The 18317-nt window shown below is 69.7% G+C and carries 17 protein-coding genes; 11 read left to right on the top strand and 6 right to left on the bottom strand.

Going from position 1 to position 18317, the window contains the following annotated elements:
- Positions 1-131 precede the first annotated feature (131 nt).
- A complete protein-coding gene (locus tag VZL07_RS07335; protein WP_426754638.1) occupies positions 132-1511 on the top strand; it encodes a glycoside hydrolase family 26 protein in 1380 nt (459 codons plus the stop codon).
- Positions 1512-1617: 106 nt separating this feature from the next.
- Here VZL07_RS07335 and ileS read toward each other — a convergent pair whose 3' ends face one another.
- Entirely contained in the window at positions 1618-5361 is a 3744-nt protein-coding gene (gene ileS, locus VZL07_RS07330) for an isoleucine--tRNA ligase (protein WP_426754637.1), read from the bottom strand.
- A 54-nt stretch (positions 5362-5415) separates the two neighbouring features.
- Positions 5416-5703, bottom strand: coding sequence for a hypothetical protein (locus VZL07_RS07325; RefSeq protein ID WP_426754636.1), 288 nt, complete (start codon positions 5701-5703; stop codon positions 5416-5418).
- Positions 5704-5855: 152 nt separating this feature from the next.
- On the opposite strand from VZL07_RS07325, the gene VZL07_RS07320 reads away from it, so the two are divergent.
- From VZL07_RS07320 to VZL07_RS07290, 7 genes are all read left to right on the top strand, one after another.
- Entirely contained in the window at positions 5856-6596 is a 741-nt protein-coding gene (locus VZL07_RS07320; RefSeq protein ID WP_426754635.1) for a hypothetical protein, read from the top strand.
- 11 nt (positions 6597-6607) lie between these two features.
- Positions 6608-7189 carry a toxin-antitoxin system YwqK family antitoxin gene (locus VZL07_RS07315; protein WP_426754634.1) on the top strand — a complete coding sequence of 194 codons (582 nt, stop codon included), beginning with the start codon at positions 6608-6610 and terminating at the stop codon, positions 7187-7189.
- A 4-nt stretch (positions 7190-7193) separates the two neighbouring features.
- Complete coding sequence (locus tag VZL07_RS07310; RefSeq protein WP_426754633.1) at positions 7194-8339, top strand: S1 family peptidase; 1146 nt, start codon at positions 7194-7196, stop codon at positions 8337-8339.
- Between the two features lie 367 nt (positions 8340-8706).
- Positions 8707-9087: an ArsR/SmtB family transcription factor gene (locus VZL07_RS07305; RefSeq protein WP_426754632.1), complete on the top strand. Its 381-nt coding sequence runs from the start codon at positions 8707-8709 to the stop codon at positions 9085-9087.
- Positions 9080-9523 (top strand): VOC family protein, encoded by a 444-nt coding sequence (locus tag VZL07_RS07300; RefSeq protein ID WP_426754631.1) that lies wholly within the window; start codon positions 9080-9082, stop codon positions 9521-9523. The genes VZL07_RS07305 and VZL07_RS07300 overlap by 8 nt, the downstream gene beginning before the upstream one ends.
- 129 nt (positions 9524-9652) lie before the next feature.
- Positions 9653-10477 (top strand): SDR family oxidoreductase, encoded by an 825-nt coding sequence (locus VZL07_RS07295; protein WP_426754630.1) that lies wholly within the window; start codon positions 9653-9655, stop codon positions 10475-10477.
- 82 nt (positions 10478-10559) lie between these two features.
- Positions 10560-11888 carry a winged helix DNA-binding domain-containing protein gene (locus VZL07_RS07290; RefSeq protein WP_426754629.1) on the top strand — a complete coding sequence of 443 codons (1329 nt, stop codon included), beginning with the start codon at positions 10560-10562 and terminating at the stop codon, positions 11886-11888.
- A gap of 203 nt (positions 11889-12091) precedes the next feature.
- Here VZL07_RS07290 and VZL07_RS07285 read toward each other — a convergent pair whose 3' ends face one another.
- The gene (locus VZL07_RS07285; RefSeq protein WP_426754628.1) at positions 12092-12979 is read right to left on the bottom strand and encodes an RNA polymerase factor sigma-32; all 888 of its coding nucleotides are present in this window, start codon (positions 12977-12979) and stop codon (positions 12092-12094) included.
- A 313-nt stretch (positions 12980-13292) separates the two neighbouring features.
- On the opposite strand from VZL07_RS07285, the gene VZL07_RS07280 reads away from it, so the two are divergent.
- Positions 13293-13733 carry a hypothetical protein gene (locus VZL07_RS07280; protein ID WP_426754627.1) on the top strand — a complete coding sequence of 147 codons (441 nt, stop codon included), beginning with the start codon at positions 13293-13295 and terminating at the stop codon, positions 13731-13733.
- Positions 13734-13867: 134 nt separating this feature from the next.
- A complete protein-coding gene (locus VZL07_RS07275) occupies positions 13868-14815 on the top strand; it encodes a hypothetical protein (protein WP_426754626.1) in 948 nt (315 codons plus the stop codon).
- Between the two features lie 122 nt (positions 14816-14937).
- Here the strand turns inward: VZL07_RS07275 and VZL07_RS07270 are convergent, their stop codons facing one another.
- From VZL07_RS07270 to VZL07_RS07260, 3 genes are all read right to left on the bottom strand, one after another.
- Entirely contained in the window at positions 14938-15510 is a 573-nt protein-coding gene (locus VZL07_RS07270; protein ID WP_426754625.1) for a sigma-70 family RNA polymerase sigma factor, read from the bottom strand.
- On the bottom strand, positions 15503-16459 hold the full coding sequence (locus VZL07_RS07265; RefSeq protein WP_426754624.1) for a cation diffusion facilitator family transporter: 957 nt from the start codon (positions 16457-16459) through the stop codon (positions 15503-15505). Before VZL07_RS07265 ends, VZL07_RS07270 begins: the two co-directional genes overlap by 8 nt.
- A 133-nt stretch (positions 16460-16592) precedes the next feature.
- Positions 16593-17312, bottom strand: a complete 720-nt coding sequence (locus VZL07_RS07260; protein ID WP_426754623.1) for a hypothetical protein — start codon at positions 17310-17312, stop codon at positions 16593-16595.
- A gap of 341 nt (positions 17313-17653) precedes the next feature.
- On the opposite strand from VZL07_RS07260, the gene VZL07_RS07255 reads away from it, so the two are divergent.
- Positions 17654-18214 (top strand): RNA polymerase sigma factor, encoded by a 561-nt coding sequence (locus VZL07_RS07255; RefSeq protein WP_426754622.1) that lies wholly within the window; start codon positions 17654-17656, stop codon positions 18212-18214.
- Positions 18215-18317: the final 103 nt, after the last annotated feature.

Below are 18317 nucleotides of genomic sequence, written 5' to 3'. Positions count from 1 at the left end.
GCGACTTTCACTCAGAGGCGACAGGACTCCGACGGGGAGGGGAGGGGGTCTGGATTGACAGCATGTCTCAGGTTTCGTTAATCGAGTAAAAGCCGAATCTGTGGAAATCATCGACGTCGAGGAGTGCTGTCATGAAGCTGGGAGTCCAGAAGCTGTTCTCCGCCGTCACGTCGTTGCTGGCCGTCGCGGGGGCCGTCGCGCTTCCCGCTGGGGCGCAGGCGCAGCCCATCACGGGCGTCTATCGCGGTGAGATCTACAACGCGCCCAACCTCATCAACGCGTACTCCGCCTGGCTCGGGCACGAGGTGACGATGGGGCAGGGGCACCAGCCGAAGGACAGCTGGGCCAACATCGAGAACCCGTCCTGGCAGCTGAACGCCTGGGGCGCGTGGGTGAGGGCGAAGGCCGGACGCCGGCTGAACTACTCCGTGGCCATGTTCCCGTCCGGGCAGGGCTCGCTCGCGCAGTGCGCGACGGGGGCCTATGACTTCCGGTTCCGGAACCTGGCCAACAACATGGCCAACGCGGGCCTCCAGCGCAGCATCATCCGCCTGGGCTGGGAGTTCAGCGGCAGCTGGATGCCCTGGTACTCGGGCAACGGCCAGCAGGCGAACTTCGCCGAGTGCTTCCGCCGCATCGTGACGGCCATGCGCACGGCGCAGCCCAACGCGGGCTTCGAGTTCGACTGGAATCCGAACTACGACATCTCCGCCAGCGACCTCGCGGCGACGTACCCGGGCAACGCGTACGTCGACTACATCGGCTTCGACCTCTATGACCAGGGGTGGAACGGCCGCTATCCGATTCCCTCCGGGTGCACGGGCGCGTGTCGGCTGGCCCGGTGGCAGGAGAACTGGAACGTCCAGTTCGCCCCGGCGCTCACCAGGTTCCGCAACTTCGCGCAGGCGCGCGGCAAGCGGCTGTCCGTGCCCGAATGGGGCGTGAATGACGCGGCCACCACGGGCGGCGGCGACAACACCTACTTCGTGCAGCAGATGCTGTCGTTCATCTTCGACCCGGCCAACAACGTCGGCTACCACTCCTACTTCGACTACCAGGCGCCGGACGGTCACCACCAGCTCTCCAACGTCGACAGCAACGGTGGCCACACCTTCCAGACGGAGTTCCCGAACGCGGCCGCGCTGTTCAAGAGCTTCTACGCGAACCTGCCGTCGCCGGGGGGCACGCTGTCGACGTCCAGGGCCACCGTGAGCCCGTCCACCGTGACGCGGGGGCAGAGCTTCCAGGTCACTGGCTCGGTGACGTCGCCCACGGCGCAGACGCTGGTGGTGAAGTACGAGATTCGCAGCGCCGCGTCGCCGTACACGCTGATTGACGAGCAGTTCTACAGCCAGGCGTTCACCGCGGGCCAGACGCGCGCGTTCACCTCGACGCTGGTGATTCCGACCTCGCGTCCGGCCGGGACGTACCGTGTGGACACGCTCGTCTACACGTCCAACTGGTCGCAGACCCTGCTGTACCGCAACGACACCACCTTCACCGCGAACTGAGTGAAGGCCGGCGCGGCCCTCCTTTCACGTGGGCGGGGGCCGCGCCGCTGTACCGTGGCGGGCTGCCTCATCGGACGGGGATGAGGCAGCCCGAGCCTTTTGGGGCTCAGGCCCGTTCCACGCGGATGCGCGCGGGCAGGCCGTTGAGGCTGACCTCCTCCTCCTGGCCGGTGAGGCCCTCGGGGCCCACGAGGATGCTGGAGGCCAGCGTCTCGCGCGCAATCAGCTCCCGCGCCTCGTCCGTCACACGCTTCACCCGCGCGTCGCCGTCCACCCAGAGCTGGATGCGGTCGGTGTAGCCCAGCTCCAGGTCCTTGCGCGCGCCCTGCACCCGGGCGAGCAGCTCGCGCACCAGGCCCTCGTCGACGAGCGCCTCGGTCAGCTCGGTGTGGAGCACCACCACGCCCACGCCCATGCCCGCGGCGGCGTAGCCGGGGTTGGCCTCCACCAGCGTCTCCAGCTCCTCGGGGGTGAAGACCATGTCCTCGCCCGCCACCGTCAGGGCCACGCGGCCCGTCTGGAGCAGCTCCCGGTGCAGCGCGGCGCCGTCACCGGTATCGAAGGCCTTGCGCACCGGCGCCAGCTTGGGGCCCAGCCGCCCGCCCACCGCGCGCAGGTTGGGGCGCACGCGGAAGCGCACCACGTTGGCCTCCGGGCTGCCCGGGTCCACGAAGCGCACCTCGTGGACGTTCAGCTCGTCCGCGATGAGGTCGCGGTACACCGCCACGCGCTCGGTCAGCTCCTTGCGCGCGAGGATGACGTCCGCGCGCGACAGCGGCTGGCGCACCTTGAGCCGGTTGTCCGTGCGGACCTTGAGGCCCAGGGAGACCAGGTCCCGCACCGCGCCCATCTCCGCCGCGAGCCCCTCGTCGATGAGGGCCTCGTTCACCGTGGGGAAGCGCGCCAGGTGGACGCTCTCCGGCTGCGTGGTGGGCCACGGCTTGCGCACCAGGTTGCCCCACATGTCGTCGGTGAAGAAGGGGATGAAGGGCGCGGCCAGCGAGGTGAGGGTGGTGAGCGCCTCGTAGAGCGTGAAGTACGCGTCCTGCTTGTCCTGCTCGAAGCCCGGCGCCCAGAAGCGCGAGCGGCTGCGGCGCAGGTACCAGTTGGACAGCGCGTCCACCAGCGCCACCAGGCGCTGGGCCGCGTCGTACACCTGGTAGGTGTCCAGCGCGCGGGTGACGTCGCGCAGGGCGAGGTGGACCTCGGAGAGAATCCACCGGTCCAGCACCGGCCGCGCCTTCACCTCGCGCCAGCCCTGGCTGCGGCGGATGGCCTCCCATGGCGCGTCCGCCGCGTCCGCGTTGCCCGCCGCGGGGTTGAAGCCGTCGATGTTCGCGTAGATGGTGAAGAACGAGTAGACGTTGCGCAGCTTGACCTGGAAGTCCTTCTGCAACAGCCGCACGTTGCCCAGCGAGTGGCGCGTGTTCGACCAGGTGGGGCTCGCCGCGTAGAAGAACCAGCGGAAGGCGTCCGCGCCCGGGGCCTTGGCGGACGGGTCCTTCACCACCACGCGCTCGGAGGGCGCCAGCCGGGGCACCTCCACCGGCATGACGCTGGCGCCGCGCGCGGAGGGGGCCACACCCAGCGTCTGGAGCTCGGCGGGCGCCAGCAGCACCACGCGGCGCTTGAGCTTCTTGTGCGCCTTCACCGTCGCGGTGACGGAGACGTCCGGCCGGTCCGGCCGGAAGAGCTGCACCTTGGCGCCCTCCTGGATGTCCAGGCCCTCCAGGTCCTCGCGGGCGATGAGCGCCACGCCGGGCTCGCCGGGCACGCCGGCCTCGGCGGCCGTCAGCACGGCGAAGTCCATGCGCACCTCGTCCAGGATGATTTCCGGCGGGGTGTAGTTGCCCTTGGACTTGGACTCCTTGCGGCCCTCCTTGTCGGAGACGTGGCCCAGCACGATGCAGCTCTTGTACGGGTGCGGCCAGTCGCGCTGGGGCACCAGGCCCATGCGCGCCTGCGTCTCCTCGTCGAAGACGAGCGTGCTCACCATCAGCAGCGAGTAGAACCAGCCGCGCGTCTGGTCGATGGCCTCGGAGATGAAGTCCGCGGGGAAGGCGCGGTTGAAGATCTCCCGCGAGCCGGGCGCGTGCGGGAAGCCCCACTGCGCGAAGGGCATGCAGCCGGAGTCGAACCACACGTCCACGACCTCGGGCACGCGCTGGAAGCGCCCCGGGGTGCCGGGCTTCTCGTACGTCACCTTGTCGATCCACGGCTTGTGGACGATGAGGTGCTTCGCGTTGGCCTCGTGGGGCTTGCCGGCGAGGAAGGCGTGCAGCTCCGCCTCCACCTCGGCCACGTTGTTGCCCGGCTTCTCGCGCAGGGCCTGGAGCGAGGGGAGGGCCTCCACCTCGCCCGTCTCCGAGTGCACCCACAGCGGCAGCGGCGTGCCCCAGTAGCGCTCGCGCGACAGGGCCCAGTCCACGTTGTTGGCCAGGAAGTCACCGAAGCGGCCTTCCTTGATGTGCTCGGGCACCCAGTTGACGGCGCGGTTGTTGGCGATGGCCTGGTCCTTCACCGAGGTGGTGCGGATGTACCAGGCGGGCCGCGCGAACTGGATGAGCGGGTCGTCGTCCGCGCGCCAGCAGAAGGGGTACTCGTGCTTGTACTGCTCGGTGAAGAGGACGAGGCCGCGCTCCTTCAGGTGGCGCTGGATGTCCTTGTCCGCGTCCTTCACGAAGCGGCCCGCGACGAGCGGCACGTCGTCGGAGAAGGTGCCGTCCGGCTTCACCGCGCAGAACAGCTCCAGCGCGTCCGGCTGCGCGAAGCGGGCCTTGTCCTTGCGGAAGGCCTCGTAGTCGTCCTCGCCGAAGGACGGGGCGATGTGGACGATGCCCGTGCCGCTGTCGAGCGTGACGAAGTCCGCGCCCAGCACGCGCCAGGCCTGCGCGTCGTCACCGCCGTCCTTCAGCGGCAGCCGCGTCTCCCCCGCGCGCTGGTGGTAGAGGTCGAAGGGCGGCTGGTAGCGCGTGCCCACCAGGTCGCTGCCCTTCTGGGTGGCGAGCACCGGCAGGTCCAGCTTGAGCTTCTTCGCCAGCGCCTCGCGCAGCGCCGCGGCGACGATGAGCTTGCGCTCGCCGGCGTCCACCGTGACGTAGTCCACGCCCGGGTTGACGGCCGCGTACATGTTGGACGGCAGCGTCCAGGGCGTGGTGGTCCACACGACCAGAGCGGTGTCTGGCGTGTCACGCAGCGGGAAGGCGACGTAGACGCTCGGGTCGTCCACCGTCTTGTAGCCCAGGCCCACCTCGGCGGCGCTCAGCGCGGTGCCGCCCTGCGGCCACCACCACACCACCTTGTGGCCCTGGTACAGGAGGCCCTTGCGGTGCAGCTCGGCCAGGGCCCACCACACGCTCTCCACGAACTGGCGGTGGTAGGTGACGTAGGCCTGGTTCAGGTCCACCCAGAAGCCGATGCGCTCGGTGAGGCGCTCCCACTCGGAGGTGTAGCGGAAGACGGACTCGATGCAGCGCTCGGTGAAGGGCTCCACGCCGTAGCGTTCGATCTCCGCCTTGCCGTGGATGCGCAGCTCCTTCTCGACCTCCACCTCCACGGGCAGGCCGTGGGTGTCCCAGCCCGCCTTGCGGGGGACGTAGTGGCCCGTCATCGTCTTGTACCTGGGGAACAGGTCCTTGATGACGCGCGTCAGGACGTGGCCGTTGTGAGGCAGGCCGTTGGCGGTCGGCGGGCCCTCGTAGAAGACGAAGCTGGGGGCTCCCTCACGCGCTTCGAGCGAACGCTCGAAGATGCGGCGGTCCTTCCAGAAGGCCTGGATGCGGCGCTCCTCGGAGGGAAAGTCCATCTCCGCGGGCACCGCATCGAACAGGGAAGGGGGCGTTTCAGGCATGGTGCGGTGCTTGATAGCACCGCCCGCGCCGGGGATGGATGCCCGTCCTGTGAATCAGTTCAGCGGGCAGATGATGGGCCCGCTGCCGCCACAGACGTTGCGCTCGATGTAATAGCCCCAGTCCGGGCTGTAGTAGGCGTACATGGTCGGCCGGCCGGGGCCGCAGTCCACGTACTGGGACCAGACCAGACAGTGAATGTTCGGGTCGTACTCAGGGTAGAGCGCCTGAGACGCGGACTCCGTGGCGGAAGGCTCCGCCGGGGTCTCCTCCATGGCTCCACCACAGCCAACCATCAGCAGGGCGGCGGCAAGGCTCATCAGGGCTGCGCGATTCTGGGGCATGGGACTCTCCTGGTACCGGCGTTCGTCGCCGGACCGACGACTCTAGACCGGGCTTGTTTGAATTACAGGGTGAGCCAGTTGACGCCCATGTGCGCGTCTTTCTAGCTTCTCGGGCGCTGAGAATTTCCCCCACCCCTGGAAGCGAGCGCGACATGAGGAAGCTCCTGCTGTGTGTCCTGACGATGGCGGTCGCGGTCGGCTGTTCCAACGGGCCGACGGAGCAAGCGGTGGAGGCGGAGGGCTTCAAGCTCCTCCAGCACGACGCGACGACCCTTGAGGCCACGTATGGCTCTGGCGGTGCGTCCGTGCGGCTGCTGGTGGTGGAGACGCAGGCGGACGTCGTCGAGGTGACGTACGACTTTGGCGACCCCCTCATCGGGTTCCACATCGACTACGGCCAGGGCGTGGGCCAGTTCATGCCGACGGGCAGCCCGCTCGACGCGGCCCAGGCACAGCTGCTCGGGCCGCTGCTCGAGGGGCTCGCCCAGGTCCTTCCGGACGAAGGCCGCACGCGCGTGGAGAACGCCGCCGAGCGCCAGACGAGCTTCATGCAAATCGTGCCGGTGGGGGAGGTCCTCACCTCGTACGAGTACGTGTCCGAGCGCGGCTGGACGCACATCTCCTGCGCCTGTGGCCGGCAGTACATCGGCTCCGGCTACTACCGCACGGCGGGCCGGGGCTGTGGCTGCACGGGAGGCTCGGGCAATGGCTGCAAGGGCCGCTGCGGCCAGGGCTGCGGCATCACCAGCGTGCCGCGCTGCGTGGGCACCACGGCGTACACGCAGGACTGCGCCAAGCACGACTACGGCCTGGGCAGCTTCGCGGCGGCGTCGGACGACTACACGTTCGCGAGCAACAACTGCAGCTGCAGCGGCGTGGGCACCTGCAGCTGATGCGGCGCTTCGTGACGTTGGGTGCCCTGGCGCTCGTCGCCGGGGCAGTGCTGGGGTGCAGCCGGGCCTCCGGGCCCTGTCCGGACGGCGCGCGGGTCCATGGTCGGGCGCCTCCAGACGGCGTTCTCCAGTGGTGCGCGAAGCCCGACGGCAAGAAGCACGGCCGCTGGGCGGAGTGGTACGCGCACGGGGCGCTGAAGACAGAGGGCACGTACGTCGACGGGAAGATGGAGGGCCGCTGGGTCCACTACTTCGAGGACGGCGTGAAGCAGCTGGAGGGCGAGTACCGCGGCGGGCTCAAGCAGGGCCTGTGGATCCTCTATTACGAAGAGGGGCAGAAGAATCGCGAGGAGCTCCACCCGCCCGGCTCGCGCGAGGTGAAGTGGACCGCCTGGCGCTCCGACGGTTCGAAGTGGGCGGAGGGGACGCTGGCGGGTCACCGTGCCCAGGGCACCTATTCGGAATGGCATCCCAGCGGCGCGCTGGCCGCGCAGGGCCAGTACGAGAAGGGTGAGAAGACGGGTGAGTGGAAGTACTGGGACGTCGAGGGCCAGGCCACGGACGTTCCGCAGGGTGACTTCACCAACGAGTGAAGGCGTGGTCGCCGCCGTGCTGCTCCTGCTGGCGGTGGCCTGCGGACCGTCGTCCATGCCCACCGCCGCGGCACAGGCCGCGACGGCGCGGCAGCCCGTGGTGGGAGGCCAGCCCGAGCCGGGCTTTCCCTTCGTGGCGGCCATCGTCCCTGTCTCGCCATTCTGCGGCGAGCCCGACGCGGCGGCGCCTATCGTCTGCACGGGGACGCTGGTGGCGCCCAGGGTGGTGCTGACGGCGGCGCACTGCGTGGAGAACGCCGATGCGCCGCGGGTGTTCTCGGTGGTGTTCTCCACGGAGACGGCGCGCGCGTCCGCGGCCGAGCGCGTCCGGGTGGTGGAGGGCCGGCTCCATCCCGCCTGGCGGCCCGGAGTGAACGACATCGGCGTGTTGCTGCTCGCCGAGGACGCGCCGGTGGCGCCGCTCGCGCTGGCGTTCCGGGCGATGCCCGCGGACGGCGAGGGCCGGCTGGCGCGGGTGGTGGGGTTCGGCGCGGATGGACAGGGCGGCATGGGACTCCGCCGCAGCGGCCTGGCGCGCGTCTCGGCCGTCGAGGCGGGGACGTTCTCCATCGAAGGTGCGCCGGCGATGTCGTGCGGCGGGGACAGCGGCGGGCCAGTGTTCCTCGAGGTGGATGGCGTCGAGTCTCTCGCTGGTGTCACCTCGTTCGGCGACCTCACCTGCACTGCGGGAACGAACACGCGCGTGGACGTGCACGCGGACTTCATCCTGGCGGCCATCGAGGAGGTCTCGCGGCAGCCGCCAGTCCGGGCACCGGTGGATGCCCAGGAGGATGCGTGCGCGCGAACGTGCAGTGCGCACACCGACTGTCCGCTGGGCATGGCGTGTGTCACCGGGAATGACGGCGCACGGAGCTGCGCGGTGGCGGGGCTCGATGCGGGCCGCTACGGGCCTCCCTGCACCGGCGAGCAAGGCGGGCATCCGTGTGTGAAGGCGGGGGCGGAGTGTCGGCTGTGGTTGCCCTGTGACGAGGCGGCGGTGCCTGCCCGGGAGGGGTGCTCGGTGGGGGGAGGCGGTGCGGTGGGCCTTGTCCCGCTGGTGCTGTGGCTGTTGGCTCGCGGCCAGGGCCGTCGCTGGGGCAACAGGGGTGCTGGCCGCCGGCTGCTCGTGTCCGGACATTTGCGTCGGTAGGGGCCGCGGCGGGTTTGCCGCTGGCTGCCCGCCCGCTTCCCGCGCCTCCCGAGACACGGAGCGTGGGCCAGGGCGAGCTCACTCCTGCGGCTCTGCTGGTGCCGCAAGCCTGCTGCCCCCCTTCCGAGGCGCGGGAACACACCAGGACCAGCCCATGCCAGCCAGCTCTGCTGGTGCCGCACGCCTGCTGCCCCCCTTTCCGTAGCGCGGGAACACACCAGGACCAGCCCACTCCAGCGGCTCGGCGGTGCCGCGCGCCCGTTGACGCCCTGGCGCCAGTAGGCGTGCGGCGAAATGGAAACGGCAGGCCTGCTCGTCTCCCTGGTGTCTTGTTTAACTGGATGGTTTAATGTGGGAGGAGGTCATTATGGTCACCCCCATGGTTCAGCAGCGCTCCGAGCAACTCGATGCGGTCTTCCACGCGCTCTCCGACCCGACGCGGCGGGAGATGCTTCGCAGCCTCTCGTCGGGCTCGCGGAGCATTGGCGAGCTGGCGGCGCCCTTCAGCATGTCGTTCGCGGGCGCGTCCAAGCACGTCAAGGCGCTGGAGCGCGCGGGGCTGGTGCGCAGGACGGTGGAGGGACGCACGCACCGGTGCAGTCTCGCCCCGGAGCCGCTGGCATCCGCGCTCGAATGGCTGCGCTTCTACGAACGTTTCTGGAACGACCGGCTCGATGCGTTGGAGCGCGAGCTCCTCAAGCCCGAGCGCGGCGGTTCTGGTTCCCGGAAGGGGACGCGTCATGAGTGAGCAGGCCGCCGCTCCGGGGCTGCCGCGCATGCGGCCCGCGCTCCACATCCTCACGCTGGGCGTCGACGACCTGTCGCGTGCGCTCGCCTTCTATCGTGATGGGCTGGGGCTCTCCGCGCCCGAGCTGAAGGAGGGGGATGACCACGTGGCCCTCTCGCTTCAGGGCAACCTGTCACTGGTGTTGTACCCGCGCGCGGAGCTGGCAAGGGCCACACGTCAACCCGAGTCCGTGAAGGGCCCGCCGGCCGCCATCCTGTCCCATGCGGTCGCCACCCGGGAGGAGGTGGACGCCATCCTCCAGCGGGCGCGGTCGGCGGGTGGAACGGTCCCCGTGCCGGCCAGCGAGCAGCCCTGGGGGTACTTCGGCTACTTCCAGGACCCGGACGGGCACACGTGGGAAGTCCTCTGGCATCCGGAGCTCGCGACTGGCGCCTGAGCCGGCGACGGTGCCCACCACCGCGCCCGCCAGGATGGAGGGCTCGATGAGATTCATGTCCCGCCTCTTCGGCGCGGGCAGAATGCCCTTTCACGTCGTCGTCTGGCGCGAGTCTGGGCGGGAGCACGCATGAGCAAGTCGCGGCGCAAGGTGGTCCTCATCACGGGTGCATCCTCTGGCATCGGGCTGGCCTGCGCGGAGTTGCTGGGCGCCCAGGGCCATGCCGTCCATGGTACCAGCCGGCACCCCGCGAAGGATGGGGCGCACCACCGGATGCGGGTGCTGGACGTCACCGACGACGCGGCCGTGCGGCGCGTGGTGGAGGGCGTGCTGGCGGAGGAGGGGCGCATCGACGTGGTGGTGAACAGCGCCGGGTTCGTGTTGGCCGGGGCCGTGGAGGACGTGTCCGTCGAGGAGGCCTGGCGGCAGATGGACACCAACTTCTTCGGCGTGCTGCGGATGTGCAAGGCGGTGCTGCCCGTGATGCGCGCGCAGCGCTCCGGCCTCATCATCAACATCAGCTCCATGGGCGGCGCCGCGGGGCTTCCCTTCCAGGGCCTCTACAGCGCCAGCAAGTTCGCGCTGGAGGGGCTCACCGAGAGCCTCCGGCAGGAGGTGGCCGCCTTCGGCATCGAGGCGACCCTGCTCCAACCCGGCGACGTCCGTACGCGCGTGCGCGAGTACCGGGTCCGCGCGGGCCGGTCCGGCCCAGGCTCCGCGTACCATGAGGTCTTCGAGAAGGTCCTGGCCCTGGTGGAGGCAGGGGAAGGGGAGGGTGTTCCACCCGAGCAGGTGGCGCGGAAGGTCCTGATGCTCGTGGAGGGCCAGCGCGTGGACGTGCGCTATTCCGTGGGCCATCTGTCACAGCGCGTCGCGCTGCTGTCCAAGCGGCTGCTGCCCGCGCGCACCTTCGAGCACATCGTCATGGCCGTCCATGGCCTTTCGAGGCGCTGAGGGTGTGTTCCGAAGGGGTGCTCATTCCTGACATAGGACTGTCAGGGTCGGGTCGCAGGATGGTCCGCACGAAGCCCCCTGGGTGGCTCATTCCCGAGGGGCGCAGGACTTCCACCAGGTGCCGCCCGACATGATTCCCTTCTTGATGTTGTTGCCCATCCTCACCCCGGTCAGCGCCAGGCGCTCCCGTTCCGCGAAGCGACCGCGGCCCCTGGCGCCGGTGCAGGCCGTGGCGTCGGAACCGGGGCCGGCCGCACCACGCCGGACCCAAGGGGCCCGCGTCAGCTCCCGGAGCCGACGCCTGCCCGCCCAGGTCCTCGGGACACGCGACCTCAACCGGGCCCTGCTCCAGCGCCAGTGGTTGCTGCGGCGCTCCGGGGCCAGCGTGCCGGAGGCGCTGGAGCACCTGGTGGGCCTTCAGGCCCAGGCCACGCATCCTCCCTATTACGGCCTGTGGACGCGGCTGGAGGGCTTCCAGCGGGAGACGCTGACCCGGCTCCTCACCGAGCGGCAGGTGGTTCGCACCGCGATGATGCGCGCGACGCTGCACCTCGTCACCGCGCGTGACTGCCGCTCGCTGCGCCCGGTGCTGCAACCCGCGCTGGAGCGGGTGCTGAAGCACTCCGCCCATGGCAAGAAGCTGGCGGGCGTGGAGATGCAGGCGCTGGTGGCCGAGGGCCGTGCGCTGCTGGCCGAGCGGCCCTCTCCCCGGGGCGAGCTGGGACAGCGGCTTCAGGAGAAGTGGCCCCACCATGACGCCAATGCGCTGGGCATGGGCGTCACCTGCCTGTCGCCGCTGGTCGTCGTGCCGCCCTGTGGCACCTGGGGCCGCGGCGAGCGGACCGTGTACACCACGGCCGAGTCGTGGCTTGGTGAGGCCGTCGAGCCCACCACGTCCCTGGACGCGCTGGTGCTGCGGTACCTCGCGGCTTTCGGGCCCGCGAGCGTCAAGGACCTTCAGGTCTGGTCTGGACTGCCGCGCCTGCGAGAAGTCGTGGAGCGGCTCCGGAGTGGACTACGCATCTTCCGCGACGCGGACGGTGCCGAGTTGTTCGACATCCCGGATGCACAGCGGCCCGCTGGCGACACGCCCGCGCCCGTGCGCTTCCTTCCGGAGTTCGACAACGTGCTGCTGTCGCACGCGAACCGCACGCGCATCCTCTCGGATGCCGCTCGCCAGCGTATCTTCACCGTCAACGGCCGCGTACTCGCCACCTTCCTCGTCGACGGCTTCGTGAAGGGGACCTGGACCCTCGAGCGGGAGCGCGACGTCGCGGCGCTCCACATCACCCCGTTCTCCCGCCTGTCTCGTGAGGACCGCGCCGCGCTGATGGACGAGGGGGCGCGGCTGCTCGCCTTCGCCGCCCATGAGGCCCGCCGCATCGACATCCGCTTCGCCCGAGCGGGATGACGCCGCTTGTGGCCTGCAAAAGAGCCGTGTGTCTAGAAGCTCAGATTTGCGTTTAATTCGAGATTTCCAGGTGATATCTGGCGCGTTCCTGACGCTTGCCAGCAGTTCCGGCTCGAGCAGCTTGGGTCGGGCCGGTGCGGGGAGGCGGCGCTCCAGCCGGGCCGGGCTGGAGCGCCGTCTTCTTCCCCAATAAACGGTGTGGCTCAGGCGCTGAGCGTGGACTCGTCCACGCCGGCCTCGGCCATCAGCGTGGCCAGCGCGAGCTTGAGCTTGTCCTTGGCGCGAATCTCCAGCTGACGGGCGCGCTCGCGCGAGAAGCCGAAGTGCTCGCCCAGCTCGCTGAGCGTCATCTCCGCGTCACCCATGACGCGCTGCTCGATGATGAAGCGCTCGCGCGGGTCCAGGCGCCGCAGGGCGCGCTGCACGAGCTCGCGGGTGAGGTCGGCCTGCTGGCGGTCGGCCACCTCGTCCACCGCGGACGCGGACTCGGACTCGACGAAGTCCAGGTGCGTGGCGTCGCCGTCCTCGCCCATGGGGGCGTCCAGGGACAGGTCGCGGCCGCCCATGCGCTGCTCCATCTCGCGCACCTCGGAGGCCTTCACGTTCAGCTTGCGCGCAATCTCCTCGGCGTTGACGACGTTCGCCTCGCCGGCGCCCATCTTCTCCAGCTCGCGGCGCGTGCGGGCCAGGCTGAAGAAGAGCCGGCGCTGCGCCTGCGTGGTGCCCAGCTTCACCAGGCTCCAGTTCTTGAGGATGCAGTTCTGGATGTACGCGCGAATCCACCAGACGGCGTAGGAGATGAGGCGGATGCCCTTGTCCGGGTCGAACTTCTGCACCGCCTTCATCAGGCCGATGTTCGCCTCCTGGATGAGGTCGGACATCTTCAGGCCGTAGGAGCGGTACTCGTAGGCCACCTTCACCACGAAGCGCAGGTTCGCCGTCACCAGCTGGTGGCCCGCGGCCAGGTCTCCCGCGCGGAAGCGCTTCGACAGCTCCTGCTCCTGCGCCTGGGTGAGTAGCGGGTACTGGTTGATCTCCGACAGGTAGGTGGAGAGCGAATCAGGGGAGGCGAAGGAGTTGGAAGCCTGCATGGTGTCTCTCGGGGAAAAAGAGATCTGGTTGGGGGAAACGCGATGTCGCTACGGGGGGTTGCCCTTTGCGACCGGCGTGCCAGGGGGTGGCGACTCCGTTTCCCAGTGAGTCCAGGGGTTTGCATCCATGCCGACCCATGCTTAAGGGCGGAAACCGGTCGTTTTTACAGCCAGCCCCACGGAAGTCTCTTCCGAGCGTTCACGGCTCGACAGGGCCGCAAGCTGTGCGGCGGGCAGGGGGCGAGTGGGCGGACAGGGCCCGCCCTGGAGGGCGGGTATTCCTTGCCCGCTGCGTCATCTCCACCTTGGAGGGATGGGCGACCTCTTCCAGCTCCTCGCCGTCTCCGCCGTGGTGATGGGCGTGTCCCAGACGCTGTCGCGGGAGCGCATCTTCGCGCCGCTGCGCGCGCGGCTGGGCGGCAAGGACACGTGGCTGGGCTACCTGGTGTCGTGTCCCTATTGCGTGTCGCACTACGTGGCGTTCGCGCTGGTGCCGCTCACGGGGACGCTGGTCATCCGCGTGACGGTGGGCGGCTGGCCGGGCTACGTGCTCAGCTGGGTCCTCTCCTCGTTGCTCATCACCGTCATCGCCGCTTTCTTCCGCGTGGTGTTCTGGTTCGTGGACGAGACGCAGGGCCTGGTGAAGCGACGCCAGCGGACGGAAGAGGAGGAGACGGCCACGCGCCGCCTCCAGCGCGAGCACGTGGAGCAGACGTTGAACCACGATGACGTCGAGCCACACACGCCGCACTGAGGTGGCGTTTTGATGCGTCGCGTCGCGCTCCCTCCGTGTGGATCGGCCGGTTCTGCGGAGGCAGACGCAACTTCCCTCCCTTTCGTTGAGAAGATGGGGACAACACCCGTCCCCCCGCCGGGCAGGAGGCCTTCGTGAGCACCATCGACCGCAGCCGCAGCGCCGTCTCCCCTCCGACTGTGAAGGCGCCCACGGCGGCCCCGAAGAACTCGCTGGTGGGCGGGGTGGTGGACGCCATCAAGGGCGGCGTCGCCGACGTGCCCCGCTTCATCGAGATGGGCAAGGACGTCTTCCAGGCGGCGCACGTCAACGAGCTGAAGCGCATCTTCGGTGGGGACGTGAAGCCGGACCGGATGAACGACGGCAAGTTCGTGGGGGCCAAGGGGCAGACCTTCCCGCCGGACACGCCGCTGAAGGACATCCCGGGCGTGACGCCGCTGGACAACCCGAACCCGTCGAAGACGATTCTCTACGTCAACGGCATCCTGACGCCCACGTCGGGGCAGCTCGGCGAGATGCAGGCCATCGCCAATACGGCGGACGCGAAGGTGGTGGGCATCCACAACGCGACGCAGGGGCTGGTGGCGGACCTGGCGCAGTGCGTGGCGGACAAGCTGGACAAGGGCCACAACCCCGCGGTGGATACGCTGGCGGACACGCTCTACAGCGAGCTGAAGGCGGGCCGTGAGGTGCACCTCATGGGCTACAGCCAGGGCGGCCTCATCACCGCGCGGGCGCTGGATGACGTGGCGAAGCGGCTGCGCATCGAGGACGGCATGTCCCAGGCGCAGGTCGAGCAGACGCTGGGCAAGCTCAGCGTGGAGACCTTCGGCGCGGCGTCCACGCGCTACGTGGATGGGCCGAAGTACGTGCACTACATCAACAACGCGGACCCGGTGCCCACGCTCACCGGCCTGGGCGGCAGCATCGACCCGGCGGCCTTCCTGAAGGACGCGGGCAAGGGCGCGGTGGTGCACCGCTTCACGGATGGGAACGCCAACCCCATCAGCAACCACATGCTGGACACCCTGTACATGAAGCACCGGGTGGACTTCGACCAGGCGCGGGCGGGGCAGTTCTAGCGAGCTGCGGCGGCCTGGCTTGGGCTCCAGGGCTGGCTTGCTCCCTGTCGCCATGAGCGCCTGCGCGTTGGCCATGGCCTCCAGCGCCCGAGCCCATGGCGACCGCATGGCCGCCCGGGTGACTACCGGCTGGGCCGGGGCTCCTCGCAGAGGCAGTCCTGGCAGCCCTGGGCGCAGCACGTCCCGCACAGCTCCATGAGGCGCTGGCCCATGGCCGCCCGGGCGCGGTGGAGCCGAATCCGGGCGTTCCCGGCGCTGAGCCCCGCGGTGGCGGCGTACTCCGTGATGCTCTGCCCCTGGAGGTCCACGGCCTGCACCACCGCCGCGTACTCAGGCTTGACCGCCTGGGCGAGGAGCTGGACGCAGGCGCAGACGTGCTGCTCGAACGCCTGCGACGCCTCCTCGGCGATGGCCACCTCGCGCGCGTGGACCTCGAGCGCCCGCCTCTCCGCGTCGCCGTGGCGGTAGGTGTCGACGAGGGCATTGCGCAGGACGCGAAAGAACCAGACCCTGGCGCTCTCCTCCTCTCGGAGGGACTCGCCCCTTTCGATGGCTTTGAGCAGCGCGCTCTGGAGCAGGTCCCTCGCCGCCTCGTGGCTCCCGAGCCGGGGCGTGAGAAAGCCGAGGAACCGCCTTTGCTCCGCCTGAAGGAGCGCGGCGAGTCGGGCAGCAGGGGGGGCTGAGGCGTCAGGCATGGGCGTGTGTCGGTGCGGCGGAGGCATCGGGAGTGCAGTTGGACGAGACCGCGCACCGGCCCGAAAGCTCGCCTGTCTCCACCTGGAGCGTGACGTGCTCGATGCCGAAGGCATTGTGGAGCTGATTGCGCAGATGGGCCAGGCGCTGGTCGTCGACTGTGCCGTGAGGGAGGACGAGGTGGGCGGTGAGGGCCGCCTCGGTGGTGCTCATGCCCCACACGTGCAGGTCATGCACGTCGCGCGCGCGGGTCTCCCGCTCGAGGAGCTCGCGGACCGCCAGGAGGTCCACCCCGGCAGGCACTGCGTCCAGGACGAGGGCGAGCGACTCACGCAGCAGGCCCCAGGTGGAGACGAGGATGAGGGCTGCGATGACCAGCGTCACCACCGGGTCCAGCCACGCCCAGCCGGTCCACCCGATGAGGGCGCCAGCGAGTACCACCCCGAGCGACACGCCCGCGTCCGCCGCCATGTGGAGGAAGGCGCCGCGCACGTTGAGGTCGCTCTTGCGGTCCTTCCAGAAGAGGAGGGCCGTGCCGGTATTGAGGAGGATGCCCACGCCGGCGACGGTCATCACCGTGGTGCTGCCCACCGGGGCGGGCTCTCCGAACCGCTGGATGGCCTCCCAGCCGATGCCGCCCACGGCCACCAGCAGCAGCAGGGCATTGAACAGGGCCGCGAGGATGGAGGCGCTCTTCAGCCCATAGGTGTGCCGCGAGGTCGGTCCGCGTCGTGCCAGTACGCTCGCGCCGCAGGCGAGGGCCAGGCCGAGCACGTCGCTCAGGTTGTGGCCTGCATCGGCGAGCAGGGCGAGGGAGTTGGCGAGGACGCCATAGGTGGCCTCCACGGCCACGAAGGCGAGGTTGAGCCCGATGCCCCAGGCGAAGGCGCGCCCGAGCCGCGGCTGTCCGTGTGCATGCGAGTGGCCGCCGTGGTGATGTCCTGCTCCCATGGATGTTCGTCGCTCCAGCGTGTGGTGGGAGACGGTGGCATGCCCACAGTGGGTCGCCTCCCGCCTCCCTTGCCGAGACTGACGAACGGGGGAGGCCGAACGTTACAGTCCGCGGCTTTTCCCTGAAGCGCATCTAGTGATGGGACGGGTGAGCCCCCTGGGGCGGTGCGCCCACCTGCACACGCAGCACGAAGGGGACCGTCACCACCTGGCCCTGGCGCTGCACCTGGACCCAGAGCTTGTAGAGGCCGGCGCGAGGGAACACCGCGTGGGCGGCGACGCCCTGGCCCGCCTTGGTGTCGAGCGGGTGTACGTGGAGGAAGTCCTGCCCGTCCTCGCTGAGCACCACGAAGTGGGCCATGGCCCCAAGGTAGGGCTCGAGGTCGTCCACGGGCCGGCCTGTCGCTGCGTCAGCGACCGCGATGTGCAGACGGGCGCCGGCGCCTACGCGCACGGCGTCGGCTCCATGCAGCGTGAAGGCAAGCCCGCCGCTGTGCTGCGTCCCGGACGTTTCAGCGAGCGCGGCCGTGGGACGGGGAGGGCCCTCCACCCGAAGCGCATGCCGCTCCACCGGGGCGCTGCCGCCCGGGCGCGCGTAGTCCACGAACAGGGTGTAGTCCCCACCCGTGTCGAAGGTGTGCTCCAGCACGAACTCATCGCCCCGAGGCTCCGGGTGCAGGTGCTCGAAGCGCTGCAGGTCCTTGGAGATGATGAACAGGTGCATGGGCTTGCCGTGCGAGAGGGGCAGCGTGGGCACGGGCTGGCCCTGTGCGTTCCGTACTTGCAGTGCCAGCGTGGTGGGCTTTCCGGCCTGCACTGGCGATGAGGTTGAGCGCAGCTGCGTGCTGAACATGGGTGACTCCGTCGTGGACCGAGGGGGAGCGTGGGCGTGCGCTGCCCGGCCAGGTACGGGGCCCGCGAGGGCGAGCGGCGCGGCCAGCAGCGAGAGGTAAGCGAATGCGGTGAAAAGCGCGGACTTCGGGTGTGCCACCGGGTACCTCGTGGGGAAGAAGTGGATGAAGTGACCTCTCCCCGAAGGACGCGAGCCGGCGCGGCAGCATTACTGCGCCCCCGTCACGTCAGGCCCCGCCGCTCCCGCGGGCCTCGGAGGGAGGGCGGGCGGACGGCCATGCGCCCCAGGCGCATCTGCTCCATATTGATGCCATCCCCCTCGGTATGGTGATGAGTCCGTCCATGAGCCAGGATTTGATGCAGTTGCTGCTGAGCCACCGCGAAGCATTCGTCGCCTTCGTGCAGCGGCGAGTGAAGGACGCGGCGCTCGCGGACGAGCTCGTACAGGCCGCTTTCGTGAAGGTGCTGGAGAAAGGCGCCGCCCCGCGTGAGGCCGAGGCGGCCGTCGCCTGGTTCCAGCAGGTCCTGCGCAACGTGGTGGCGGACCACTTCCGCCGTGGCGGGCAGGAGGTGCTGAGCGACGATAAGGACGCTGCCCCGGAGGAGAGCCACACCCCGGACGATGCGCCCGCGCACATATGCCAGTGCATGCACCGGGTTCTGCCCACGCTGAAGGCCGAGTACGCGGACATGCTCCGCAAGGTCGACCTCGAGGAGCGCAGCGTGAAGGACGTGGCGGCCGAGGCAGGGGTCACGGAGAACAACGCGGGGGTGCGGCTCCACCGCGCGCGCAGAGCCCTCAAGGGCGCCCTCGAGCAGGTGTGTGGCGGGTGCGCCGCGAACGGGTGCCTGGACTGCGGCTGCGCGAAGAAGGCCGCGGCGGCTGCCGACGCCAGCGCCTAGCTCAGGACGGCTGCTCGTCGCGGACCCTCTTCATGTCGCACCCGTTTCCCCTCATGTACCTCGATGCGGGCGGGGGGCCGCGCTCCACGCGCACCTGGCCCTC

The organism is Pseudomyxococcus flavus, assembly GCF_050038885.1.
GTDB classification, from domain to species: Bacteria; Myxococcota; Myxococcia; order Myxococcales; family Myxococcaceae; genus Myxococcus; species Myxococcus flavus.
The sequence above is the reverse complement of the archived record's forward strand: the minus strand, read 5'-3'. Positions and strand labels throughout refer to the sequence as shown.